General features: G+C 62.3%; 24 protein-coding genes and 1 tRNA gene. 10 read left to right on the plus strand and 15 right to left on the minus strand.

Annotation, left to right across the window (positions count from 1 at the left end):
• Positions 1–6: 6 nt before the first annotated feature.
• From ACMO9O_RS08160 to ACMO9O_RS08190, 7 genes are all read right to left on the minus strand, one after another.
• Positions 7–1,164 (minus strand): hypothetical protein, encoded by a 1,158-nt coding sequence (locus ACMO9O_RS08160; protein ID WP_418983372.1) that lies wholly within the window; start codon positions 1,162–1,164, stop codon positions 7–9.
• A 20-nt stretch (positions 1,165–1,184) separates the two neighbouring features.
• Positions 1,185–2,264 carry a DUF5031 domain-containing protein gene (locus ACMO9O_RS08165; protein ID WP_418983373.1) on the minus strand — a complete coding sequence of 360 codons (1,080 nt, stop codon included), beginning with the start codon at positions 2,262–2,264 and terminating at the stop codon, positions 1,185–1,187.
• Positions 2,265–2,276: 12 nt separating this feature from the next.
• Entirely contained in the window at positions 2,277–3,239 is a 963-nt protein-coding gene (locus ACMO9O_RS08170) for a hypothetical protein (RefSeq protein ID WP_418983374.1), read from the minus strand.
• A 23-nt stretch (positions 3,240–3,262) separates the two neighbouring features.
• Positions 3,263–4,336 carry a hypothetical protein gene (locus ACMO9O_RS08175; protein WP_418983375.1) on the minus strand — a complete coding sequence of 358 codons (1,074 nt, stop codon included), beginning with the start codon at positions 4,334–4,336 and terminating at the stop codon, positions 3,263–3,265.
• A gap of 30 nt (positions 4,337–4,366) precedes the next feature.
• Positions 4,367–5,800: a hypothetical protein gene (locus ACMO9O_RS08180; protein WP_418983376.1), complete on the minus strand. Its 1,434-nt coding sequence runs from the start codon at positions 5,798–5,800 to the stop codon at positions 4,367–4,369.
• 10 nt (positions 5,801–5,810) lie between these two features.
• The gene (locus ACMO9O_RS08185; protein ID WP_418983377.1) at positions 5,811–6,365 is read right to left on the minus strand and encodes a DUF3575 domain-containing protein; all 555 of its coding nucleotides are present in this window, start codon (positions 6,363–6,365) and stop codon (positions 5,811–5,813) included.
• A gap of 184 nt (positions 6,366–6,549) precedes the next feature.
• Complete coding sequence (locus tag ACMO9O_RS08190; protein WP_418983378.1) at positions 6,550–7,143, minus strand: hypothetical protein; 594 nt, start codon at positions 7,141–7,143, stop codon at positions 6,550–6,552.
• Between the two features lie 337 nt (positions 7,144–7,480).
• On the opposite strand from ACMO9O_RS08190, the gene ACMO9O_RS08195 reads away from it, so the two are divergent.
• The 5 genes from ACMO9O_RS08195 (at position 7,481) to mnmA (ending at position 10,722) form a co-directional block, all read left to right on the plus strand.
• A tRNA-Arg gene (locus ACMO9O_RS08195) sits at positions 7,481–7,554 on the plus strand.
• Positions 7,555–7,745: 191 nt separating this feature from the next.
• A complete protein-coding gene (locus ACMO9O_RS08200) occupies positions 7,746–8,294 on the plus strand; it encodes a 30S ribosomal protein S16 (RefSeq protein ID WP_418983379.1) in 549 nt (182 codons plus the stop codon).
• A gap of 183 nt (positions 8,295–8,477) precedes the next feature.
• Complete coding sequence (locus ACMO9O_RS08205) at positions 8,478–8,987, plus strand: ribosome maturation factor RimM (protein WP_418983380.1); 510 nt, start codon at positions 8,478–8,480, stop codon at positions 8,985–8,987.
• A complete protein-coding gene (locus tag ACMO9O_RS08210; RefSeq protein WP_418983381.1) occupies positions 8,984–9,439 on the plus strand; it encodes a GNAT family N-acetyltransferase in 456 nt (151 codons plus the stop codon). Before ACMO9O_RS08205 ends, ACMO9O_RS08210 begins: the two co-directional genes overlap by 4 nt.
• A complete protein-coding gene (gene mnmA / locus ACMO9O_RS08215) occupies positions 9,427–10,722 on the plus strand; it encodes a tRNA 2-thiouridine(34) synthase MnmA (protein ID WP_418983382.1) in 1,296 nt (431 codons plus the stop codon). The genes ACMO9O_RS08210 and mnmA overlap by 13 nt, the downstream gene beginning before the upstream one ends.
• 356 nt (positions 10,723–11,078) lie before the next feature.
• Here mnmA and ACMO9O_RS08220 read toward each other — a convergent pair whose 3' ends face one another.
• The gene (locus tag ACMO9O_RS08220) at positions 11,079–11,369 is read right to left on the minus strand and encodes a hypothetical protein (protein WP_418983383.1); all 291 of its coding nucleotides are present in this window, start codon (positions 11,367–11,369) and stop codon (positions 11,079–11,081) included.
• 928 nt (positions 11,370–12,297) lie between these two features.
• Here ACMO9O_RS08220 and ACMO9O_RS08225 point away from each other — a divergent pair.
• The 4 genes from ACMO9O_RS08225 to ACMO9O_RS08240 all read left to right on the plus strand — a co-directional run bounded on the left by ACMO9O_RS08225 (position 12,298) and on the right by ACMO9O_RS08240 (position 16,986).
• Positions 12,298–12,525, plus strand: coding sequence for a helix-turn-helix domain-containing protein (locus ACMO9O_RS08225; RefSeq protein WP_418983384.1), 228 nt, complete (start codon positions 12,298–12,300; stop codon positions 12,523–12,525).
• A 12-nt stretch (positions 12,526–12,537) separates the two neighbouring features.
• A complete protein-coding gene (locus tag ACMO9O_RS08230) occupies positions 12,538–13,368 on the plus strand; it encodes a hypothetical protein (RefSeq protein WP_418983385.1) in 831 nt (276 codons plus the stop codon).
• A 174-nt stretch (positions 13,369–13,542) separates the two neighbouring features.
• Positions 13,543–16,272, plus strand: coding sequence for a pyruvate, phosphate dikinase (gene ppdK, locus ACMO9O_RS08235; protein ID WP_418983386.1), 2,730 nt, complete (start codon positions 13,543–13,545; stop codon positions 16,270–16,272).
• Between the two features lie 252 nt (positions 16,273–16,524).
• Positions 16,525–16,986 carry an outer membrane beta-barrel protein gene (locus ACMO9O_RS08240; protein ID WP_418983387.1) on the plus strand — a complete coding sequence of 154 codons (462 nt, stop codon included), beginning with the start codon at positions 16,525–16,527 and terminating at the stop codon, positions 16,984–16,986.
• On the opposite strand, the gene ACMO9O_RS08245 is transcribed toward ACMO9O_RS08240, so the two are convergent.
• Complete coding sequence (locus ACMO9O_RS08245) at positions 16,983–17,300, minus strand: hypothetical protein (RefSeq protein WP_418983388.1); 318 nt, start codon at positions 17,298–17,300, stop codon at positions 16,983–16,985. The two genes, ACMO9O_RS08240 and ACMO9O_RS08245, sit on opposite strands and share 4 nt — an antisense overlap.
• 130 nt (positions 17,301–17,430) lie before the next feature.
• Here ACMO9O_RS08245 and ACMO9O_RS08250 point away from each other — a divergent pair, with 130 nt between their 5' ends.
• A complete protein-coding gene (locus ACMO9O_RS08250; RefSeq protein WP_418983389.1) occupies positions 17,431–18,144 on the plus strand; it encodes a hypothetical protein in 714 nt (237 codons plus the stop codon).
• Between the two features lie 70 nt (positions 18,145–18,214).
• On the opposite strand, the gene ACMO9O_RS08255 is transcribed toward ACMO9O_RS08250, so the two are convergent.
• The 6 genes from ACMO9O_RS08255 to ACMO9O_RS08280 form a co-directional block, all read right to left on the minus strand.
• Positions 18,215–18,733, minus strand: coding sequence for a hypothetical protein (locus ACMO9O_RS08255; protein ID WP_418983390.1), 519 nt, complete (start codon positions 18,731–18,733; stop codon positions 18,215–18,217).
• Complete coding sequence (locus ACMO9O_RS08260; RefSeq protein ID WP_418983391.1) at positions 18,726–19,028, minus strand: TRL-like family protein; 303 nt, start codon at positions 19,026–19,028, stop codon at positions 18,726–18,728. The genes ACMO9O_RS08255 and ACMO9O_RS08260 overlap by 8 nt, the downstream gene beginning before the upstream one ends.
• A gap of 3 nt (positions 19,029–19,031) precedes the next feature.
• Complete coding sequence (gene def / locus ACMO9O_RS08265; protein ID WP_418983392.1) at positions 19,032–19,577, minus strand: peptide deformylase; 546 nt, start codon at positions 19,575–19,577, stop codon at positions 19,032–19,034.
• A 753-nt stretch (positions 19,578–20,330) separates the two neighbouring features.
• Entirely contained in the window at positions 20,331–21,632 is a 1,302-nt protein-coding gene (locus ACMO9O_RS08270; protein WP_418983393.1) for an Ig-like domain-containing protein, read from the minus strand.
• Positions 21,633–21,730: 98 nt separating this feature from the next.
• Positions 21,731–22,147 (minus strand): Holliday junction resolvase RuvX, encoded by a 417-nt coding sequence (ruvX, locus tag ACMO9O_RS08275; RefSeq protein WP_418983394.1) that lies wholly within the window; start codon positions 22,145–22,147, stop codon positions 21,731–21,733.
• A gap of 140 nt (positions 22,148–22,287) precedes the next feature.
• Complete coding sequence (locus tag ACMO9O_RS08280) at positions 22,288–23,832, minus strand: glycine--tRNA ligase (protein ID WP_418983395.1); 1,545 nt, start codon at positions 23,830–23,832, stop codon at positions 22,288–22,290.
• Positions 23,833–24,310: the final 478 nt, after the last annotated feature.

Consider the following 24,310-nt stretch of genomic DNA (forward strand, 5'->3'; position numbering starts at 1 on the left):
GTATTATTAGTTGACGTTCCATTCGAAGAACGCGTCGAAGAGCTTCACCGGATCCTCCGGCTCTCCCTCGTCGTCGAAAGACTGTTCGACGGCGATATCCAGCTGCCACGAGGAACCCCCGATGCGGTCGGTAGTCTGAAAGACCAGACCGCTGATGCGGCTCGCGGCGAGCGTTAGCGGATAGGACTGCTCGGCGTGGTAGCGGGGTCCGCCGCTGTATCCAAGGATGATGAGATTGGTCACCTCGAAAGGCAGCAAGTCGACCTTCGGGTCGGTGAACAGGAACGGCGAAAAGACCGTGGAGTTGTGATTGCACGTGAGGTAGGAGCCGCTGCCCGCCGGCTGGAAGTCGCCGATGGTCGAAAGGCTCCACGGCAGCTCGTATAACGGCTCGTCGCCGTAGTAGGCATCGCCCAGCGCGTCGACCCCCAGCACAAAGGGGCGTTCCGTGGCGCGGAGCACCATGCGGAAGGTGTAGGCCGTGCCGATAAAGTTGAACTCCTCGTCGGGTGAGGGCCGGTTTTTGAGCATCAGCCGCATCTTGCCCACCCGGCGGACGGCCTGCAACGTAACGGGCGGCATCGGCTCCCCGTGCAGGTCGCCGCTCTTGGGGACCGTGAAGTCGCTGACGGCCACGAAAATCTCCCGGTTGAGCATCCGGTAGCCGGGATTGGCCACGTGGTCCGACACCCGGTAAACGACCAGCGGCGGCACGGTCGACGGATTCGCCCCGTCGGCGACCGTCACCCCCGGCAGCAGCTCCTCGTTCCAGACGGCGCGGTCCCCGTTGAGAACCGCCACGATCCGGTAGTCGCCCGGCTGCATTTCGAGGCGAAAGCCGGTGGACGGAAGCCGGTCCGTGACGATAAGTTCGTTGAAGATGCCGACGGTCGTATCGATCCGTTGGGTAAGCGTCGTATCCACGATCCACCGCTGCGCATCCCGTCTGAGGACGAGCATGCGGCACTGGTTCGACATCATCTCCCGGACGGTCCCGGCGCGCGTCATGGGTTCGAGCGTCGTTTCCGTGTCGAGATCGGCTTCCAGGCGGAATTCCACCGCTGCGGCGCGTGCCGCAGCGGTCGGCGACAGGCCCGGTTCCCTTTCGGAACAGCCTGCCGTCAGCAGAAGCGCCCCCGCCAACAAGAGGTAAAGATTTTTCATAACCATCCGATTTTACCTGTTCATAACCAGTCGAAATCCGCCGTCATGCCTCCCGAAACGGGGACGTCGATGATCCGGTCGCAGCGCAGCCCGATGCGGTTGCGCGTGAAGAAGTCCGAAGCGACGGGAAGCCCCGCGGGCGCGTCGGGGGCCGGCAGGCTGAGCGTCAGCTGCCGCTGCCCGTAGCACGATGCGTCGTGTGCCCCCGTGTGGCCGTTGCCGCAGAGGGGCAGCGTGTCGTAATAGGTGAAGACCATCCTGACGCGCAGCTTGGCATCGGACGGCAGCAGGAAGTCGCCCGCAAGGCGCAGACTGCCGCGCAAGGCTGCATCGTAGACGTCCAGCCCCTTGTCGGCCTGCGGCAGCGAAACCCGGAAATCGACCAGCTCGGGCCGCACGGTCCGCCGGAGCGGCTGCGCGGCGTAGGAGGCGGGAATCAGCACTCCGTCCGCATCGAAGCGCAGCGAGGCGGTGGGGTTCGCATACTCGATCTCGATGGCCGATACGCGGTCGATGACCGACGCCACCTCGTCCGAGACCACCCCTTCGGGCTTTTCGAGCGTTCCGGCGGTGCGGAAAATGTCGAAAAGCAGCTGCCCGGCCACGCGCGTAAGCGTCAGGCGCACGCTCCCCTCCGCGAGCAGCTGTGCGCCGCTCACATCGGTAAAGCCGCAGTAGCCGTCCGACGCCGCCGCGCCCGAAGCACTCGCAAGGCGCACTGTCTCCCACGCATCGCCCGGCGCCAGGGGCGCTCCGTCCGCCGTCGAGACCGTCAGCCACGCCGCGTCGGCGGGCTGGGCCACCATCAGCAGCCGGTAGTCGTACTTTTGCAGCCCCTCCAGCGGCAGCTTGAGCGTCTGGCCGTCGGCAACCGCGGCGAAAACACGGTCGAGCACATACCCCTGCCCGGACCCCGCTTCCCGCCGGAAAGCCCAGAGCGGCGTCGAAAGTCCTTTGGGGAGCGCTTCGGCCAGCCGCACGTCCACGGTCCGGCCCGTTTGACACGGCAGGCACTCCCCGCCGTCGTCCCGGCTGCACGCCGTCGCCGCAAGCAGCAGCGCCAGCGCGGCGCATATCCGATTGATCGCTTTTCGTTTCATCGCAATTCCGTATTATTCCCAAATGCCCTCGTCGCCGTTCTGTTCCTGACCGATCGGCATCGTGCGTATCTCCACCCCGACCACGGGATAGCCGGACGTTATCCAGAGCGTCACGTCGAGACGCTTGTTACGCTCCGCCAGCCCCTCCAGCGTCACTTCAACCGGTTGAAGCGCCGACCCGGCGGCTGGCGTGACCGCAAGGGTCAGCGCCACCGGAGCGCCGTCGGCAGCCGGGAGGATGAACGGCCCGTCGAGCCGGACGAATCCCTGTTCGGTAAGCTCCGTATAGTCGGCCGTCGCCAGCGACGCGCTGACCGCGGCCGTCCCGGCGTATCCGTCGGGCCGCACGCTACGGCCCGCTCCGCTAACCGTCAAATCGACGCGCTCGATCTCATCGAGCACCGAGTGCGGCGCGGTATAGGGGACCTCGACATACCCCGCCCCGTCGCGGTAACCCCGTTTGAGGGTGACCCCGATCTGGGAGACGGCACGCGTCAGGCGGGCCGAGACGCTCACGTTCGAGCTGCCGACCGTATAGATGCGCTCCGCATCGGCGGCGGGGAATTGCAGAAAAAGTTCGTCGGCCGGGAAGCACACTCCCGCCGCCGCATCGTCCGCACGCAGGGCGAACGCCGCCTCTTCCCACGTCGTCGCCCGGGTGAGCGACGCGGGGGTCAGCGAGAGGTTCTCGCCCTCGCCGCTGGCGAACAGGAAGCGGTAGTCGCCCCGGCGCATGCGCACCGAGCGGCTCCCCTGCGGGTTCCAGCCCGCGCGGAAAAGGGTGTCGAACAGGAATCGGTCGTCCTGCCGGCGAAAGGCATAGACCGTCCCGTTCCCGATCCCCTCGCCAAGCAGCTCGACGCGCGTCGAGGTCCCGTCCGGAGCCGGGGAGGGAGACGCATCCCCCTCCCGCTCCGAGCAGGCCGCGAAAGCGGCGGCCGCCAGGACAAATCCGGTGATAATCCGATAGTTCATGGTCCGGTCGTTTTAAGAGTTTATCAGTCGATCTCTTCGTCCACGAAGTTCGAACCGTCCCAGGCGGTGTCGACCTCGACGGCGAAGTCCACCTTGGTGGTGAAAACGTTGTCGCCCAGCACATAGACCCGGATCAGCGTGACCTTGTTGCGCTCCACGGGAATCGGCTGCGAAAGAATGATGGTGCGCGTGTTGTTCTCGCCCGAGGTGAGCAGCAGTTCCAGCTTGGCGGTGGCCGCGTTGTCGGCGTTGGGGATCAGGTACGTGCCTTTCAGGTGCGCCGAGCCGGAGATGATGTCGGCGGGCTGCACGTTCTCGAAGTCGTACTTGTCAGCACCGACCGTGGTCGCAGCGCCCGTACCCATCGTCAGCACCGCGTCCGAGGCCGTGACCGTATGCACGGGGTCGAACACGCCGTCGACCTTCTCGCCCGAGAGACCCAGGCGGCTGTTGGCGTCCGTATAGGAGAACCGGGCCGAAGCGAGCTTCTCGGGACCGAACACGTCGTCGCCCGCAACCTCCTTATACGCTCCCGTGGCGGGGTCCTTCTCCGCACGGATGAAGAGCACGTCCACGCGCGAGACGGCGCGGCGCAACGTGGCGCTGACCGTCTGCTTCGGACCGTCGAGCGAGACGGTGTAGGCGGGAACGTCGTCGAGCTTCTCATTGAGCATGAAGACCGCAGGGAAGCTCCCCTGCGTGTGGGTCACGTAGAGCGCGTCCGACAGCGCGGCGTTCGTCAGATCGGGCCAGGCGTAGTTGCCCGGCGTCACTAACCCATACGAGGGCAGGAACTTGTACACCCCGGCGGGCAACTGGGCCGAACCCTTGAGGGTCGTCTGCGTGAAGGTCATGCCTGCAAGGGGAATCTCCTGCTGGTAGACATAGCCCGAACCGGCGTCGCGGAAGGCGAGGATGCGGAATTCATCGGCGGTATAGACCGGACCGCGGGCCGAAGCCGGCTGCGGCGTGCGGGTAACGAATTCCACGTTGCCCGACGCCGCAACCGCAGCGCCGTCGTTCTCCTCCTCGTTGGCGCAGCCCGTTACGACGGCTGCGAGGGTTGCAAATGCAAGTAATCGGTAGATCTTTTTCATGGTCATAAGTAATTGGATAAAGATTTATTACTAAAACTGCGGATCGAGTTCGCCCCAGTGCGCGAGGTTGTAGACGGCCTCCGACGAACCGTTCTCCGCCGCCACGGCGAAGCAGTACCCGGCCCGCTCCTGGTCGCCCTCGACCAGGCACAGCACGCCCAGGTTGTTCTGCACGCGCACATCGTCGGCGCAGCGGGAGAGGTACATGCGGGCCGTCTGCACGTCGCCGCGGCACAGGGCCAGCATAGCCATGTTGTTGCAGGCACACGCATCGTCGGGGTAATATTCGACCGCCACGGCGCAGACATAGGCCCGTTCGGGCGAATCGGGCGGGTAGCTCGCCGCCAGCCGGCACAGTTCGCCCACGCCCAGCCACTCGGGGTGCGTGTAGACCACCTCGCGGCTCTCGGCGAGCGTATACGCGGGCAGTGTGTAGCCGATGCGGTAATCCACGCGCCGCAGCTGCGGGTAGACATCGTGCAGCAGCTTGAGGTAGGTTCGTCCGCCGTCGATCCGCCAAATGGCGGCATCGCGGGCATCCGGATCTGGAATGGTGTCGATCACCGCGAGCACGTCGTCGCGCGCGGGCAGGTCGGAAACGACCACCCAGCGGCGCAGGCTGTCCCAGTCCTCGGGAACGTTGGCCAGCGTGAACGCGGATTCGGAGATGCCGTACTTGTCGCGCAGGTAGTTGCGGATCGAGCGGGCGCGGTTGGCCGACAGGCGCGTATTGAAGGCGTAGGTGTCCTCGGGCGAGGCGTATCCCTTGAGGAAAATGCTGTCGACCCAGAGGCTGTCGCTGCCCGTCAGCCGGGCCGTGAGGCTGTCGATGCGCGCGAGCTGGCGGCGGTTGTCGCCGAAGCCGCGCAGCAGCACCGAACGCCCCTGCGGGAAGTGCACGACCGCCGTAATCTGCTCGCTGCGCCGCTTGACGTCCTCTTCCGCGGGGATGAGGAACGACAGCTGCGGCCGCACGGGGGCGGCGATGCGGGCGGCGACCAGCGGCGCAAGGCTCCAGCGGCTGCCGGCGCACCCCTCCATCTCGCGGTAGACCATCACCCGGCCGCCCGCCATCCACGGCTGGTAAGGTATGTCGCCTTCGTAGAGGACGCCCTGCTCCGCGGCCTGCTTGGCGTGCTGCACCACGACGTTGTCGAAAGTGTCTTCGGGCACGGCGGGCGTCCCGTAGAGCCGTTCGCGGCGCAGGTTGACCTTCTGCCGGATGCGGCCCGTGTAGACCAGCGCGGGCAGCGCCTCCTGCAACTCGCCGTTCACCACGACGGGGCGCAGGATCAGCTGTTCGTTGGCCCGCAGGTCGATTCCCGGCTCCAGCGGCAGCCGGACGAAGAGGCGGTCGCCGTCGCGGTAGGCGGCCGGATCGCCCGCGCCGTCGGAGGCCGCCGCCGCGAGCGGCAGGCAGGCGGCCATAAGACCCAAAAAGCGGTATAGCGTATTGCGTATCATATCCGGTGGTTTATTTGATGATGAACACGAGGGTCAGGCCGATCTTCGTCGGACCGAAATAGTTGCGCGTGCGGGTGCGGATCACCTCGCCGCACTCGGCGATCGGGTATTTCTTGTCCCACAGGCGGGCGTAGCCCACACCCACGGTCGCCTCCAGATTCCACCGTTTGCCGATCAGCCACTGATAGCCGTAGGAGATGCCCGCGCCGTAGAGGTGGCCCTGGTAGCGGTTGTGGCGGAAGTTGTCGTTGAATCCGATGCCGCCCACGTTGTACTCGGCATAGTGGGCGTGCAGCCCGAAGAAATGGCCGTTGAAGCGTTCGCAAAGCCAGTAACGCACCTCGGGCTGCACGAGCCAGTGCTTCCAGCGCGCGTCGCCGAAGGTCCACGGGTTGTAATTGCCCGAGACATCGAGCGTGACCCGCTTGCCGAGCGCCGCTTCGACGCCCAGGTTGATGGTGGCCGTAGCGTCGTAGAGCAGGTTGCTCTTCACGGCCCAGCGCTGGGCGTGCGACGCGTTCACGGATGCCAGCAGGATCGCCAGCACAAAAACGAATCTGTTCATTGCTCAATTTTTTAGGGTCCTGACCTACTGTCCGCCCGTTCGGACCGGCAAGGGAGTGCGCCGCAACGGCCTGCTCCCTTCGGGTGCGAACAGGGCGCATTGTTGCAAATAATTTGCCAACAAAAGGCGGTTATCCGGTTTTTTCGGACTGCGGAGATAGGCCGGAAAGGTAACTTTCGCCCGTTCAGAACATGGCGAAATCCATCACCTCGTCGCCGTCCTCGTCCTCCTCGTCGATGAAGCCCGGCTCGTCGTAGCCGATCATTTCGAAGCGCAGCCGCTGCCCGACCAGCAGGAAGAGCCGTCCGTCGGCGGCCAGCACGAAGGCCGGGTTTCCCTCGCAGCCCGCCGTATAGCAGTAGTCGAAGGTGTAGATGTCGCTCCCGACGGCCCGCACCAGCTCTTCGGACGCATCTTCGAGCGCATAGAAGTCGGTGATGTTGTGTTCGAGGTAGCGTTCGGGCGCGGCCTTGCGCCGCAGGGCGATCTGCGTGTCGAAACTCGACGGCAGCAGCGCGGCGGGTTTGCCCTGGGAATCTACCGCGATCAGTTCGCTGCGTTCGACCCACTCGCCGTTCGGGGTGAGCAGTCCGACCGCCGTGCCGCCGCGCGGAATGATCAGGCGGCCCGTCTCGTCGGTGCTGACCACTTCGCACGCACCGCCCGCATCGTCCGTCGCCTCGACGGCCGTCCAGCCGTAGAGTTTGCGGCGGTCGATCTTGCGGGGCGTCACCCGATAGGTCGCGCGGTTGATGACGAAAGTGAGCTGTCGCGGCATATTCGATCGGTCCGGATAAGCCGGACAGGCCGCCGCCTGCAAATTTTCCGCCAAACGGATCGCACGTTCCGCACCGCTCCGGCGTGTCGTCGGGAGGTGAAGGGCCACGGGAAGCGCGGAGCGGGAGGCGCTGTCGGCTGACCGGCACGGAGTTGCTCCGTCCGATTGCTGCCCCGGGGCTCGGGTTGCGGAAAAGCGGAAAAATATTTGCAGTTCGGGCGAATTTTCGTACTTTTGCTCCGCGATTACACGCGTCGAGGTATCTGCCGGACGGCTTCCGGAGAAGGGAGCCGGCAGCGACACACCCTCGGCGAGGCGTTTGCACCGCACGACGGAGGGTCCCGTAGCTCAGTTGGATAGAGCAGCAGATTTCTAATCTGCCGGCCGCGCGTTCGAGCCGCGCCGGGATCACTTGCTTCAGGGACGCTCTTCTCGGTGGAGAGCGTCCCTGTTTTGCGGATTCCGGACGGGGCAAGCGGACTGAAATCCAGGAAATTTATGCCGTTTATTTGGCCGGGCGGAATATTTTGTCTACATTTGCAGGCTTAAAAGCCCGAAGGGGTGAGCGTTTTTAAATAACTCATATCAAAATTTTATAGCAAATGGCTGTTAAAATTCGTCTGGCACGCCACGGTAAGAAGGGTTTCGCCTTCTACCACATCGTTGCCGCAGATAGCAGAGCGCCACGTGATGGTAAATTCATCGAAAAGTTGGGAACCTACAACCCCAACACGAATCCTGCTACGATCGACCTGAACTTCGAGCAAGCTCTGGGTTGGTTACTCAAAGGCGCACAACCCACGGATACCTGTCGGGCCATCCTCTCCTACAAAGGTGTGATGTACAAGAAGCACCTGCTGGGCGGCGTGGCCAAGGGCGCATTCACCGAGACCGAGGCCGAAGCCCGGTTCAACAAGTGGATGGAGGCCAAGGCCGGTAAGATCGAGGCCAAGGCCAACAAGCTCGCCACCGACGCCAAGTCGGCCGAGAAGGCCCGTCTGGCCGCCGAAGCCAAGGTCAAGGAGGAGCGCGCAAAGGCCATCGAGGAGAAGAAGGCCGCTGCCGAAGCCGCCGCACGCGAGGCTGAGGCCGCTGCTGCCGCCGAAGCCGCTCCCGCCGAGGAGGCTCCGGAGGCTCCCGCCGCCGAATAAGCGGTCCGGGGAGGGCAACTGCGGTTCCCGCCCGGCACGGTCGCCGACCGATCGGCTTCGCGGCTGAACATGGATGCGGCCCCGGGCCGGCAAGACCGCTTGACTTACGAACGATAAAAACGGTAAATTTCCCTCGGGCGATTTACCGTTTTTTCGTACCTTTGTTCCACTAAATCCATCGACATGAACCCCGCAGGCAGGATCAACAGACTCTTCGGCACGGGAGGCGGCGTGATGCTCACGCTCTACCCCGCTTTCCCGGACGATTTCACGCCGGACACGCCCCTTTTCGTCGAGATCGACGCGCTGGAAGTGCCGCTCTGGTGCGAGCGCTTTGAACGGCGCGGCATCGCGGGGGCCGTCGCCGCATTCGCCGACTTCGACACCGAGCGGCGTGCCTCGGAACTCCTCGATAGGGAGTTCTACCTGCGGGAAACCGGGAGCGGGGAGGACGACGAATTCTATCTGGAGGACCTGATCGGCTTCGCGGTCGAAGCACAGGAGACGGGCGGCAGGACGCTGCGGGGAACGCTTGCGGACTACTACGACAGCGAGGCCAACCCCCTGTTCGAACTGGATATCGACGGACGCCGGGTGCTCGTCCCCGCCGTCGAGGAGTTTATCGTCCATATCGACTTCGACAAGGGCACGATGCACCTGGTGCTGCCCGAGGGGCTGCTGGACCTGTCATGAAAACGACCATCCATCTCAGACCCTTTGCGGAACTGACCGCCGCCGAACTGCACGCCGCTGCCCGGCTGCGGCAGGAGGTGTTCTACCTGGAGCAAAAGGTCGACTGCGAGGACCTCGATTCGACGGACCTAAGCTCGATATTCCTTTGGGCCGAGGCGGAGGGAGCGGTTATCGGCGTACTGCGGATCGTGCCCCCGGGCGTGCGCTATGCTGAGGCGTCGGTGGGCCGCGTGGCCGTGGCCGCGAAGCACCGCCGGCAGGGCGTGGCGCGGGCGATGATGCAGGCGGCGCTGGCGTACATCGACCGGACGTGGCACGCGCCGGTCCGCATCTCGGCGCAGGAGTATATCATCCCCTTTTACGAACGGCTCGGGTTCGAGGTCGTATCGGAACTTTATTCAGAAGCGGGCATTCCGCACTGCAAAATGATTCGTCAGGTATGGCACGGGTAGTGATCGGACTTTCAGGCGGCGTCGATTCGTCGGTGGCGGCCTGGCTCCTGAAGGAGCAGGGACACGAGGTGATCGGCCTCTTCATGGTCAACTGGCACGACACGACCGGAACGCTGGAGGGCGACTGCCCGTGGCACGATGACCGGGTCTTCGCCGAGCTGGTGGCCAAAAAGCTGGACATTCCCCTGCATGTGGTGGACCTCTCGGCGGAGTACCGCACGCGCGTGGTGGACTATATGTTCGCCGAGTACGAACGGGGCCGCACGCCCAATCCCGACGTGCTGTGCAACCGGGAGATCAAGTTCGACGTCTTCCTGCGCGAAGCGCTCCGGCTGGGTGCGGAGTACGTGGCCACGGGTCACTACTGCCGCAAGGCCGAGACGACCGCTCCGGACGGGCGGACCGTCTACCGGCTGCTGGCGGGGAGCGACCCCAACAAGGACCAAAGCTACTTCCTCTGCCAGCTTTCGCAGGAGCAGCTGCGCCGCGCCCTCTTTCCGGTTGGCGATTTGGTCAAACCCGAGGTGCGGCGCATCGCTGCCGAGCAGGGGCTGGCCACGGCGCGCCGCAAGGATTCGCAGGGCATCTGCTTCGTGGGAAAGGTCGATCTGCCGGTCTTCCTGCAACAGCAGCTCGCGGCCCGGAAAGGCAATATCCACGAGATTCTTCCCTCGTGGCGGGGCTACGGGCTGCGGGAGGGTTACGACGCTTCGGCAGGGCTTTCGACCGATAAACCGCTGACTGCGGGCGTTCCGACCGATGAGCAGCTGGCAGCAGGCGCTCCGACCAATGCGCAGTTGGCGACGGGCGCTCCGAGCGATGCGCAGCTGGCGGCGCTCGCCGCTCCGTGGCGCTACACCGTGCGCGACGGCAAGAAGATCGGCGAACACAACGGGGCCCACTTCTACACCATCGGCCAGCGCAAGGGTCTCGGCATCGGAGGACGCCGCGAATCGCTCTTCATCCTCGCCACGGACACCGCGCAGAACGTCATCTGGGTCGGCGAGGGCGACACGCATCCGGGACTTTGGCGGCCTGCGCTGCATATCGCGGCCGAGGACGTTCACTGGGTCGATCCGCTGCTGCGCCTCGCACCCGGCGAAAGCCGCCGCTTCGCCGTACGCATCCGTTACCGCCAGCCGCTCCAAAGCGCGGTGCTTTTCATGCGCGACGCGGGAGCCTATCTGCTTTTCGACCAACCCCAGCGCGGCATCACGCCCGGACAGTTCGCCGCGTGGTACGACGGCGATGAACTCGTCGGGTCGGGGGTGATCGAGGCGTGATTGGTTAAGACTATCAGACGGTCATCGGGCCGCGTCTGCGAAATCTGCTTCCGACCGTTGAATCCTCGCGGCCGATGGCCGCGTATCCAAATCTGACCCCACCCCAACCCTCCCTCAGGGAGGGAGATGGCGCACGACCCGGACGGCTGAGGAATTATTTCCATCTCCTCAAGCCGCACGGATCGGTTTCGCTTTGTCATGTTTTCGACCTTCGGTCGGCGGGCCGCAGCCTCGGGCTGGCGGAGGCCCGCTTAGCGCGTGCTCTCCGCAGGCTGCCGCCCGAAAACAAAGGTCTATCCCGATTAAAGGAGACCGCATAGCCCAAGCCCTCCGCAGGCTGCCGCCCGAAACGCGCATTATAATCTTTCTAACTCGAAGATCGCGCTGCCAACCTTTTCGTGACGGTCAAGGAGACGATGGAAAGTCCACTCCTCGCACACATTCCCGTACTCCCGCAGCGAAGCCAACAGTTCCTCCTGCCGCTCCATCCGACTGCGCATCCCGATTGTAATTTCCCTGCGTTTCGGTTCTTCGGCGGTCAACGCCTCGACGGTTAGCTGTTCCAGACGGCCGAGATTGGATTCGAACTCGACGGCTAAACGCCGGAAACGGTTGCGACGGCAGAAAAAGTCCCAATGATTTTTCATAGGTTGGCGGTTGGTTTACATTAAATGAGCCACAACCACCGCGACCTATGAATACAAAAAAAGCAAGAGGCGCGGATACATTTTCCAATAGAAGGTATTAGGCGACCCAAAACGGAGAAATGCACCACGCCCTTGCCTGTCCCGTCCGCTTCCGGACAGGACATAACAAGGACCGGCAACATTTATACCTCCGTTTAGAAAAGTGCCTAATTTCTCTATTGGATATAAAGAGTTGCAGCTCTTTGAATATGTCTTTTCGGCTATGCCGAAGTATCTATTTACAAAGATAGCAAAAAATTTAATAGTACCTTTCTATTTGCAAATGTTTCCGGCTCTTCGGGCCGGGCGGGCCGCAGCCTCCGGGCGCGTAGGCCCGCTGATGCAGTCCTCCGCAGGCTGCGCCCGAAAACTATCACTTCCTTTAATTATTCTGCGGCGCATCGCGCCGCTCCTGCTTGCGCACTTCTGGAAACGGCGGGAATTGCGGCCGTCCGACGACGAGCGCCCGGAACGGGCGTGCGATATGCTTTAGCTTTCGTGCCCGTTCAGCGAGGAGTAGGACGGACGGCCGCCGTTTTCTGCGTGCGCCGTTCTTTCGCCCTTTCTTTTGAAGAAAGGGCAGGGAAACCGGCTCGAAGAGCCGCGCGGGCCGCAGCCTCCCCCGGCGAAGGCCCGCTTGTTCGCGTTCCTTCGCAGGCTGCGTCCGAGAAAGAGCGGGGGCTTCATAATTAAGATCAATTTATCACTTTATCGGTTCGAAGAACCGGCGGGCCGCAACCTCCGGGTGCGGAGGCCCGCTTGTCGCGTGCACTCCGCAGGCTGCGTCCGCAATTTCTTTGATTTGCTTAGTTATAATGAAGCAATACTTAGTATTGTGAGTTAATATCAATGGTACGATTTTTAGTTTTACAACACTAAAAATTGTCCAGTGATTTCCAAAATCGACCAATATGCCATCGACGCTATTCGCAAAGCGCGGAAAGCCCAAAAAGTATCGCAGGCGATGCTTGCGTATGGCATTGGTAAGTCGAACGGTTTTATCGGACAAGTGGAAAGTTCGAAGTGTCCCACGAAATATACACTTCGGGACATCAACGAAATCGCCAAATACTTAGGCTGTTCGCCCCGCGACTTTCTCCCCGAAAAGCCTTTATAATCCCTCCCCAAGATGCTGCGCCGCTTGATCGCTTCGCTGGCCGCTCCGGGGCTGCTCGCTCTGGGCACGGCAGCGGCACGGCAGCCCGTCGGCATCGCCTACTGGGACCTCGACCGCTTCTACGACACGATCCCCTCCCCTTTCTACAACGACGACGACCACACGCCCGGCGGGCGGCTGCGCTGGACGGCGGAACGCTATGCGCGCAAGGTGCGCAACACGGCAGCGGTGATCGACTCGATGGCCCTGCCGCTGGTGGCGTTGTGGGGCGTGGAAAATGAGGCGGTCGTCCGCGACATCGTGAGCGCCTGCCGGGGCGACTACTCCTACCTGCACTGCACGCTCGATGCGCTGGACGGCATTGACTTCGCCCTCCTATACTACGGCGATCTGTTCTTCCCCGGCAAGGTCGAACCGGGCCGCCGCTACCTTGCGGTCGAGGGGACGCTGCGGCGGCCGGACGGGTGCGACACGCTCTGTCTGGTGTTGTGCGGCGACGAGCGCATGGCCGAGTGGGTCGTCCGTGACCTGCGTGCGGAGCGGCCCGGGGTCCAACTGCTCGTTGCGGGACGCATCGGCAGGCGGACCGAAGCGGCTTACGGACTGCACGACGCCACGGCGCGGGCCGAAGCGGCGGGCCGGGGCAACGTACACCGACGGGGCGGGTGGCTGATGCGCGACCGCATTGCGGCGGACACGGCGCTGCGCATGACGGGAGGCGACGTTTTCATGCGCCGTTATCTGGTTGACCAAAAGACGGGTACGCCGCTTCGGACCTACGACGGGAAGCGCTACCGGGGCTTTTACGGGGAGGCGCTGCCCGTGTTCGCCTACATCGAGTAGAATTTTTTGGCGGTTTCGCAAAGTTTTCCTATATTCGCAATCCCAACGGCAAAAGGCAGTGAGGATCAGGTGTGGCGGCGGCTCCGGGAGCGGCCGTAACTTTTTGTCGTCGAGCGGCGAACATAATTCGAAAAATTCATTATATTTAACAGATCAATTAAACCACAAGAGACTATGGCAGACGTAAAACGAGTCTACACCTTCGGCAACAAGGAAGCCGAGGGCAACGGCAAAATGCGTGAACTGCTCGGCGGCAAGGGAGCCAACCTGGCGGAGATGAACCTGATCGGCATCCCCGTACCTCCGGGCTTCACCATCACCACCGAGGTATGCGCCGAATACTATGCGCACGGCAAAGAGGCCGTCATCAAGATGCTCCGGCCCGAGGTCGAGAAGGCCATGAAGAACATCGAGCGCCTGACGGGCATGAAGTTCGGCGACAAGGAGATGCCGCTGCTCGTATCGGTACGTTCGGGCGCACGCGCCTCGATGCCCGGCATGATGGACACGATCCTCAACCTGGGTATGAACGACCAGGCCGTGGAGGCCGTCGCCAAGCGCACGGGCAACCCCCGTTTCGCGTGGGACTCGTACCGCCGTTTCGTACAGATGTACGGCGACGTGGTGCTGGGCATGAAGCCCGAATCGAAGGAGGATCACGATCCGTTCGAGGTGATCATCGAGGAGCAAAAGGAGAAACGCGGCGTGAAGAACGACACGGACCTGACGACCGACGACCTGAAAGAGCTGGTGGCCAAGTTCAAGGCCGCCGTGAAGAAGCAGACCGGCGAGGACTTCCCCGCCTGCCCGTGGGATCAGCTCTGGGGAGCCATCTGCGCCGTGTTCGGCTCGTGGATGAACGACCGCGCGATCCTCTACCGCAAGCTCAACAACATTCCCGCCGAGTGGGGCACGGCCGTTTCGGTGCAGGCGATGGTCTTCGGCAACATGGGTCAGAACTCCGCCACCGGCGTAGCCTTCTCGCGCGACGCCGCCACGGGTGAGAACATCTTCAACGGCGAGTACCTGATCAACGCCCAGGGCGAGGACGTCGTGGCCGGCATCCGCACCCCGCAGCAGATCACCATCGAGGGTTCGAAGCGCTGGGCCAAGGCGCAGAACATCTCGGAGGAGGACCGCCGAACGAAATACCCCTCGCTCGAGGAGGTGATGCCCACCGTATACGCCGAGCTGAACGAGATCCAGCACCACCTGGAGCAGTACTTCAAGGACATGCAGGACATCGAGTTCACGATTCAGGACGGCAAGCTCTGGATGTTGCAGTGCCGCAACGGTAAGCGCACGGGCGCCGCGATGGTCAAGATCGCCATGGACATGCTCCGCGAGGGGCTGATCGACGAGAAGACCGCCGTGCTCCGCTGCGAGCCCGCGAAGCTCGACGAGCTGCTCCACCCCGTATTCGATAAGAAGGCCATCGCTTCGGCGCAGGTCATCACCAAGGGGCTTCCCGCCTCGCCGGGCGCCGCTACGGGTCCGGTGGTATTCTTCGCCGAGGACGCCGAGAAGGTGTTCGAGAAGTCGGGCCAGCGCGCGATCCTCGTCCGCATCGAGACCTCGCCCGAGGACCTCAAGGGCATGCTCGACGCCGCCGGCATCCTCACCGCACGCGGCGGCATGACTTCCCACGCGGCCGTCGTGGCCCGCGGCATGGGCAAATGCTGCGTATCGGGCGCAGGCGAGCTGGAGATCGACTACAAGGCCCGCACGATCAAGGTCAACGGCTTCACCGTGAAGGAGGGCGACTGGATTTCGCTCAACGGCTCGACGGGGGAGGTCTACCTGGGCGAGGTGGCTACCAAAGCCGCCGACCTGAGCGGCGATTTCGGGCAGCTGATGACGCTGGCCGGCAAGTACGCCGTACTGAAGGTGCGCGCCAACGCCGACACGCCGAAGGACGCCGCACAGGCGTTCGCGTTCGGGGCGGAAGGCATCGGCCTCTGCCGCACGGAGCACATGTTCTTCGAGGGCGACCGCATCAAGGCGTTCCGCGAGATGATCCTCGCCGACGACGAGGCCGGACGCCGCGTGGCGCTCCAGAAATTGCTGCCCATCCAGCGCGGCGACTTCGAAGGGCTGTTCAAGGCAATGAACGGATTCCCGGTGACGGTGCGCCTTTTGGACCCGCCCCTGCACGAGTTCGTGCCGCACGACGAGAAAGGCCAGAAAGAGATGGCCGAGGAGATGAACGTGCCGCTCAAGAAGATCGTCGCCAAGGTCGAGTCGCTGGCCGAGTTCAACCCCATGCTGGGACACCGCGGCTGCCGTCTGGGCAACACCTATCCCGAGATCACCGAGATGCAGGCGCGCGCCATCATCGAGGCTGCGATGAACGTTCGCGCTTCGGTTACGCCCGTGCACGTGGAGATCATGGTTCCGCTGGTAGGCAACCACAAGGAGCTGCGCTACCAGAAGAACATCATCGACACCACCGCCGAACAGGTCTTCACGGAGCGCAACGACAAGATCGACTACATGGTCGGCACGATGATCGAGGTTCCGCGCGCCGCCGTGACGGCCAATCAGATCGCCGAGGTGGCCGAGTTCTTCTCGTTCGGCACGAACGACCTGACGCAGATGACGCTGGGCTTCTCGCGCGACGACATTTCGAAGTTCCTGCCCGTCTACCTCGACAAGGGCATCCTCAAGAACGATCCGTTCCAGATTCTCGACCGCAACGGCGTGGGCCAGTTGATCCGCGAGGCCGTATTCAAGGGCCGCGGCGTGCGTCCGACGCTCAAGTGCGGTATCTGCGGCGAACACGGCGGCGAACCCTCGTCGGTAGAGTTCTGCCACTATGCGGGTCTGAACTACGTGAGCTGCTCGCCGTTCCGCGTGCCCATCGCACGTCTGGCCGCTGCACACGCCGCCCTCAACGAGAAATAACAGTTCCGGGTCCGAGAAATTTCTTTAGTGAAAAGGTCCGCGGCAAATGCCGCGGACCTTTTTTTGGAGGTTCCCGACAGCCCGTCGCACAGCTCCTTTCCCGATTCCGGCCGGGTTGCGACACCCTGTCGCAGACCTCTTATTAATTGATAAAAAAGGCGTGTTCATTGAAATTTTTTGGCCCGAATAGGGAATTTGGCTATATTTGTCCTGCAAACAACTGGAAACAGTCTACAAAAAATAAACGGAAAAATGAAAAAGATTCTTTTTACGGCAATCGCAACGCTGTTCCTGGCAACGGCCGTTTCGGCGCAGGACGCAGGCCGCTGGGCGGTAGGTCCCCGCATGAACATCTACACCAACACGGGTGATGCCGTTGTCGGTCTGGGTGCATTCGGACGGTATAGCTTCACCGACAACTGGCGCATCGAACCTTCGCTCATGGCGCTGCTGCACAGCGGCTGCTCGATCGACATCAGCGTCGATGCGCAGTATGTTTTCCACCTGGGCAAGGGATGGGAGGTCTACCCTGCAGTCGGTCTGACGGCCAACGACATCGGCAAGTGGGCAGCCGGCCTGAATATCGGCGGCGGTTTCGACTATGCGATCACCTCCGAATGGGATCTGTCGGCGGGCCTGAAGTGGCAGCCCATGTTCGACAACAAGCGCAGCAATCCCGTCGTAATCAGCATCGGCGCAGCCTACAAGTTCTAAGGCACAACCGCCGGACAAGCGATCCCGGAAACCATAGTGTGGTTTCCGGGATTTTTAATTGATAACGCCATAACGGGAACCTTTTCCAAAAGGTTGCCGGATTTTTTATGGGTAGCGGCTATCCCGGGAACCTTTTCCAAAAGGGTTCCGGGTTTTTTCATTGCCAAGCAGACGGCATACGAACCCAACGGCATCGGCTTCATCGCGGAACCCCGCAGCGAAACGCTCCGGGATTTTTCCCGTCCGCCGAAGCGCGCAGAAACTCCGTGCGCACCCGGGCGACGCGGAGGTGCGATGCGCGAAATTTCGATCACGGCACGAGTGTTGTACATCTTGGCACGACGGAACGACGAGTGCCCCGAGCTGGTCCCGACCGCCCGCTTCCGAACTTTAAATGCCTAAAAGCCACATTATAACACAAGTAAAAACTTTAACTGCAAGAACATGAAAAAGATTCTTCTAATCTCCATCGCCGCCTTGTTCGCCGGATCGGTCCTGGCTCAGAACACGGACACCTACCGCGATAACCGGAACCGGGACCGGAACGAAGCGTACGGGACCAACGACAACCGGGACACCTACCGCGACAACCGGCGGACCCGGAACGACGGCTACGGAACGAACGGCACGTACGACAACACGGGCACGAACCGCAACGCCAACACCTACGGCACGTCGAACAACTACGGCCGGAGCGATGTCTACAACACGGTCGACGCCTACAACCCCGGCAACGCCAACGCCACGGGCAATGCGCGCACCAACTACCGCAGCTCGATCGGTCCCCGCGTGAACTTCTACACCAACACGGACGATGCCACCGTCGGAATCGGTGCTTACTACCGCTTCAGCTTCGACTCGCACTGGCGCATCGAGCCGTCGATCTACGTGCTGACGGAGAAAGACAGCTCGGTGGACATCAACTTCGACGCGCAGTACGTCTTCCACGTCGGACGGTGGTGGAACGTCTATCCGCTGGTCGGCTTCGTGGCCAACGACATCAAGGACTGGGCGTTCGGCATGAGCGTCGGTGTCGGCTTCGACTTCAACGTCGCCCGCCGCTGGGACATCTCGGCCGGTCTGAAGTACGAACCGATGTTCGACAGCGACCGTTCGAACCCGCTGGTGGTCTTCGTGGGCGGTTCGTACCGCTTCTGACGCAGCGACCCAACCAAGAGCAGCGAACTCCCTCGAGGGGGTTCGCTGCTCTTGTTGTATAGGGTCCGTATCAGGGTATTTCGTTCACCCGTACCGTTTCGAAAATCTTGTAGCCCACCGGAGCATAGCTGCGCCAGGCGGAGCGTTTGGCCCGGTAGACCGTCGGCCGACCGCCTTCGTAGAGCGTCACGGTCGGAAGGGCCTCTTCGTCGAAGAACGTGCAGAGCGAGGCGAGCGGCGTGCGGAGCGAATAGCGGTGTTTCCAGCGCTTCTTCTCCGGTTCGGCGTAGATGCGCCGGACCGCTCCGCGCAGCTGCGTCCGGCCCGCATCGAAGAGGACCGAATCGACCGCCGCGGCGTCCTCCCGCATGCAGGTGAAGTTGAGCGTCGCCAGCCCGTCCTGCCGCTCCTTGTAGGTGATGTCGAAGGTCAGATCGCCCGCCTCGTCATTCTCGAAGAGCGTGCAGGGGAACGTATGGTAGATCGTCCCGTCCTCCTCCGCCTTCGACACGTAGCGGCCGCGGATATTCTGGGCCGACACCGCGCAGCTCCCGACCGCGAACAGCGCCAACAGCAGGGATTTAATCACCGTAGACGATTACCGTATAGATGGTGTAGACCCCCACGTAGGATTTGGCCTGGTAATCGACGTGGTGGATGCGCGTGATCCCCGCCTCGCGGGCTGCGGCCTGAATGCTCGCGTCGCCCAGCGCCACGATGCCCAGATAACCCTTCGCCTCGGCCGTTCCGACCTTGCTCGACCCGGCGTTGCCCGTGACGGCCAGCCCGTCCTTCACATCGGTATAGATACCGCCCACAAGGGGCGCTTTGACGCAGGCCGCGCAGGCCGCGGCGGCCAGGGCCGCCAGTAAAAGTCTCTTCATCGCTTATTTGGTTTTGTAGGAACAACTGTATTTACCTTTGGCCAGATTCAGCAGCTTGCCCTTAATGAGGTTGCGGCGCAGCGGCGAAACGCGGTCGGTGAAGACCACGCCCTCGACGTGGTCGTACTCGTGCTGGATGACCCACGCCTTAAGCCCGACGAACTCCTCGTCGTGGGGTTTGAACTCCTCGTCGAGGTAGCGCATGCGGATCGAGAGCGAACGCTGCACATCGGCATGCAGCCCCGGAAAGGAGAGACAACCCTCGTTGTAGGTCTTCTTCTCGGGCGAGAAGGCGTAAATCTCGGGGTTGATGAACGCCCGCTTGTAGTCGACGCACGAGGGGTCCTCCTCAGCCCACGGCGTGCAGTCGACGATGAACAAACGGATGTTCTTGCCGATCTGCGGAGCGGCCAGTCCGACGCCCTCCGCCTCGGAGAGCGTCGAGAACATATCCTCCACGAGTTTCTTCACCTCGGGATAGTCGGGCGCGATCTGCTCGCAGCGCCTGCGAAGCACCTCGTCGCCGTAAATTACGATGGGATAAATCATGATATGGAACCAATTTTGATTTTCATTTTTCAATCTCGCTTTCGAGCGCCGCACTCGCGGCCTTAAGCCGCGTTTACAAATCTGACCCTCCCCTAAATCCCCTCCTCGGAGGGGACTTCAGCTGCGCGACAGGATTGATAGTACATTTCCTCCCTCGGGAGGGGCTTGTCGCATCGCGCAACAAGACGACAATCCAGCGCTGTCCTCGGAGGGAACTTCGGCTGCGTGCAACAGACGAAGCGAATGCTTTACCGCTCCATTTTCAGTCGCGGTCGCAGCCTGCGGAGGTACGCTTCAGCGGGCCTCCGCCTCCGGAGGCTGCGGCCCGCGCGGCAAAAGCCGCAAGGACCAACTGGTGTCTCAACAGCTGCACACCCCGAACACCATTGGCTGCGGCCCGCGCGGCTGAAGCCGCAAGAACCAACTGGTGTCTCAATTTCAAGGGACCTGTCGCGTCGCACGACAGCTGCCACCCCCGAACACCCGAGGCTGCGGCCCGCGCGGCTGAAGCCGCAAGAGCCGACAACTGTTACCATTTGAGACGTCCTGCGCATCGCGCAACAGCTACCACCCGGCATACGGGAGGCAACCGCTTGCCGTTCCCGAAGCGCCTCCCGTCGAAACGAAAGCCTTGCAAAGATACAATTTTTATGTCGGATCGCCAAACAATCACCGGAGACGTTCGAGGCTCACAAACGTGCCCGAACACCTCCGGTGAACGATCGAAATAACCGGTTTCGTATTCCCCGGCGCTTATTTCACACGCACGAAGACCGCACGGGCGTCCGACTTCTCCTCGCAGAGCGGCTGTTGCTCGCCGTTTTTCCACAACACCGCCTTCTGAGCGCCGAACGGGAACGATCCGGTGCTGATCTGCCCCACGACATAGAGATCCTCCCCGCAACCCGATACGTCGAACGCCTTGTAGCTGCCCGCAGGCAGCGTTACCGGCGTGCCGTTTTTCCACAACAGCGCCTGCTTGGGCGAAGAGGACTGGTTGCCCGCCACGTAGACGTCACCGGCATCCGACACCCAGACGGCATTGGCCAGGCAGTCGTCAGAACCGTCGGTAAGCTCCGTCACCTGCGTACCCTTCCACACCATAGCCCGGTACATGCTCTCCGCGTCGGTCCGATAACCGGCGTAATAGACGTCGGAGCCGTGCAGGCAGATGCCCAACAGCTGCGTCGCCTCGTCGCCGAGGTTCTCGCCCGTCTTGACGCCGTTTTTCCACACGGTCGGTCCGTTGTCGAAGCCCGCCACGTAGATATCGCCGTTTTCGGCCACGGCCATCGAACCCACTTCGGCATAGTTGGCCTGCGAGGGAAGCACGGTCGGCTCGCCGTTCTTCCAGAGGAACACCTTGTTGGCCGTGCCGATTTCGTTGCCGGCGACATAGACGTCGCCGCCGTGCACGAAGACGCTCTTGGCCTGCGTATTCTTCTTGCCGTCGGACAGATAGCTCATCTCGCCGTTCTTCCACAACACGGCGCGGTCGATACCCGTATCGTCGGGCGTGTCCCATCCCACAACATAGACGTCGCCCTTATCCGAGACGTAAACGTCGTTGGCTATGGCCGCAATGCCGCCGTCCGTCAGATCGCTCTGTACGCCGTTCGTCCACAGCACCGCCGTGTTGCCGTTGTACGAACCGGCGACATACACCACCGGATCGACCGTTACGGAGCACGTCGCCGACAGCTCTTTCCCGCCCTTCGCGGTGGCGGTGATCGTAGCCGAGCCGACACCGGCGGCGGTCACCGTTCCCTGCTCATCGACGGCCGCCACTTCAGGCCGGTCGCTCGACCAGACCACGCTCTTGTCGGTCGCATCATCGGGGGTCAGCGTGGCCGTCAGCGTCTGCTGCGTGCCGATATCCAGCCGAAGCGACGGCTCGCTCAGCACGATCGCCGTCACGGCCACCTGCGGGTTATCGCCGCCTCCGGCAGCGGGTTCATCGTCGGTCTTGTCGTCGCTGCATGCCAGTGCGAAGCCGGCGAACAGGAGCAGCGCCATGCGCGCCGCCCGGTCGGAAAATCGGTAAATATTCTTCATAAGCATCGGATTAGATGGTGCTAAAGATAGAAAAAAATCGCTTCACGACAAAAAAGCCCGTCTTTCGACGAGCTTTTTTCCGAAAAACCGCTTTTCCCTCAATGGGAAACCGATTCCATATATCCCTGCAAAATAATCGTTGCCGAAATCTTGTCCACCAGCGCCCGGTCGCGGCGGGCCATTTTCCCGATGCCGCTCTCGAGCATCGTGCGGTGGGCCATCACCGAGGTGAAGCGCTCGTCGTAAAAGACCACCTCCTTGTCGGGCCAGGCCCGGCGGAGGCGGGCCGCCAGCGGTTCGACGTAGCGCCACGTCTCCGACGGCGTGCCGTCCATGCGAGTGGGTTTGCCCACGACTATGGTGCTAACGTCCTCCGCGGCGAAATAGCTCGCCAGCCACGCCTCGAGCTGCTTCGTTTCCACCGTCTCCAGCCCCCCGGCAATGAGCCGCAGCGGGTCGCTCACGGCGATTCCGGTGCGTTTGGTGCCGTAGTCTATGGCAAGGATGCGTCCCACGGTCGTGCGCTATAAATTGATCCCGGACCCGCAGTCGAGCCAGCAGCCGGAAATGGGCCAGCCGGCCGGCAGTCCCGGCGCGAAGCAGACGAGCATCACGATCCGGCGTGCGTTGCGGGAGCTGTCGGGCAGAAGACGCATTACAGATTCAGTTTCTTGAACAACTTTCGGTAGGAGCACTCCTCCCCGACCATCGCATGCAGGTCGTCGATCTTCACACGCTCCTGCTGCATCGTATCGCGGTGACGGACCGTCACCGTGTCGTCCTCCATCGTCTGACCGTCGACCGTGATGCAGAAAGGCGTGCCGACGGCATCCTGTCGGCGGTAGCGCTTACCCACGGAATCCTTCTCGTCGTAGACCACGTTGTAGTCGTATTTGAGCCGGTCGACGATCTGCTGCGCCTTTTCGGGCATGCCGTCCTTCTTGACCAGCGGCAGGATAGCCGCCTTGACGGGAGCCAGCGCCGCAGGCAGCCGCAGCACCACGCGCTGCTCGCCGCCTTCCAACGGCTCCTCGGTGTAGGCCGCCGACATCACCTGCAGGAACATGCGGTCGACGCCGATCGAGGTCTCGACCACATAGGGGACATAGCTCTCGCCCGTCTCGGGATCGAAGTACTGGATTTTGCGGCCCGAGAACTGCTGGTGATTGCCCAAATCGAAATCCGTGCGCGAGTGGATGCCCTCGACCTCCTTGAAGCCGAACGGGAAATCGAACTCGATGTCGGTGGCGGCGTTGGCGTAGTGGGCCAGCTTGTCGTGGTCGTGGAAGCGGTACTTCTCGTCGCCGAATCCCAGCGCGCGATGCCACGCCATGCGGGTCTGCTTCCAAGAGTTCCACCACTCCATTTCGGTTCCGGGGCGGACGAAGAACTGCATCTCCATCTGCTCGAACTCGCGCATGCGGAAGATGAACTGACGCGCCACGATCTCGTTGCGGAACGCTTTGCCGATCTGCGCGATGCCGAACGGAATCTTCATGCGGCCCGTTTTCTGGACGTTCAGGAAGTTGACGAAGATGCCCTGCGCCGTCTCGGGGCGCAGGTAGATCGTCGAAGCTCCCTCGGCCGTTGAACCCATCTGCGTGGAGAACATCAGGTTGAACTGGCGCACCTCGGTCCAGTTGCGCGTGCCCGAGATCGGGCAGACGATCTCGCAGTCGAGGATGATCTGCCGCAAGGCATCCAGATCGTTGGCGTTCATCGCCTCGGCGAAACGCACATGCACGGCCTCGCGCCTGGCCGCGGTCTCCGCCACGCGGGGCGAGGTCGCGCGGTACTTGGCCTCGTCGAACTCGGCGCCGAAGCGCTTGCGGGCCTTTTCGACCTCCTTTTCGATCTTCTCGTCCTGCTTGGCGAGCCAGTCCTCGATCAGCACGTCGGCGCGGTAGCGCTTCTTCGAATCCTTGTTGTCGATCAGCGGGTCGTTGAACGCGCCCACATGGCCCGAAGCCTCCCACGTGCGCGGGTGCATGAAGATGGCGGCGTCCAGCCCCACGATATTCTCGTGCAGTTTGACCATCGAATCCCACCAGTAGCGTTTGATGTTGTTCTTCAGCTCCACGCCGTTCTGACCGTAGTCATAGACGGCGGCCAATCCGTCGTAAATTTCGCTCGAGGGGAATACGAAGCCGTACTCCTTGCAATGGGCGACCAGTTTTTTGAAAAGTTCTTCCTGCGTCATCGTATTGAGTTGTTATTGTTTTCTGAAGGACAAAAGTACAAAATAATCGGGAATAAAGGGAATTACCGAAGCCCTTTTCGCGCATGAACTTTTCAAAGCAGGGACGAGGCAGGCGGCAAGCAGAGAGGCCCCCGGGATAGCCGGGGAGCGGAGACGAGCAGACGAGCAGACGTCGGAAAGGAGGCCGGGACGGGAGGAAACAGAAAAAGACAGGGAACGGGCAGAAACGCATGGACAGACGATCTGGCGACTGATGGAGATAGCAGCCTCAAAGGATACACCCGGTAAGATCGACGGAAAAGAAGCTGACAGGAGAGGAACTGCCGGAAAGGGCCAAGAGAACAGTCCGCTCCAAAAACGAGAACAAAAGGGACAGATCGGAGAGAGAGGCCGCAAGCAAACATCCCAAACCTATGCCCAGGCCCGGCCCGAAGTTCAACACCAACCCAAACCCGACCCTGGCCCCGGTCCTTACCCA

Origin of the sequence: Alistipes sp., from assembly GCF_048465635.1 — a bacterium.
Lineage (GTDB): Bacteria > Bacteroidota > Bacteroidia > Bacteroidales > Rikenellaceae > Alistipes.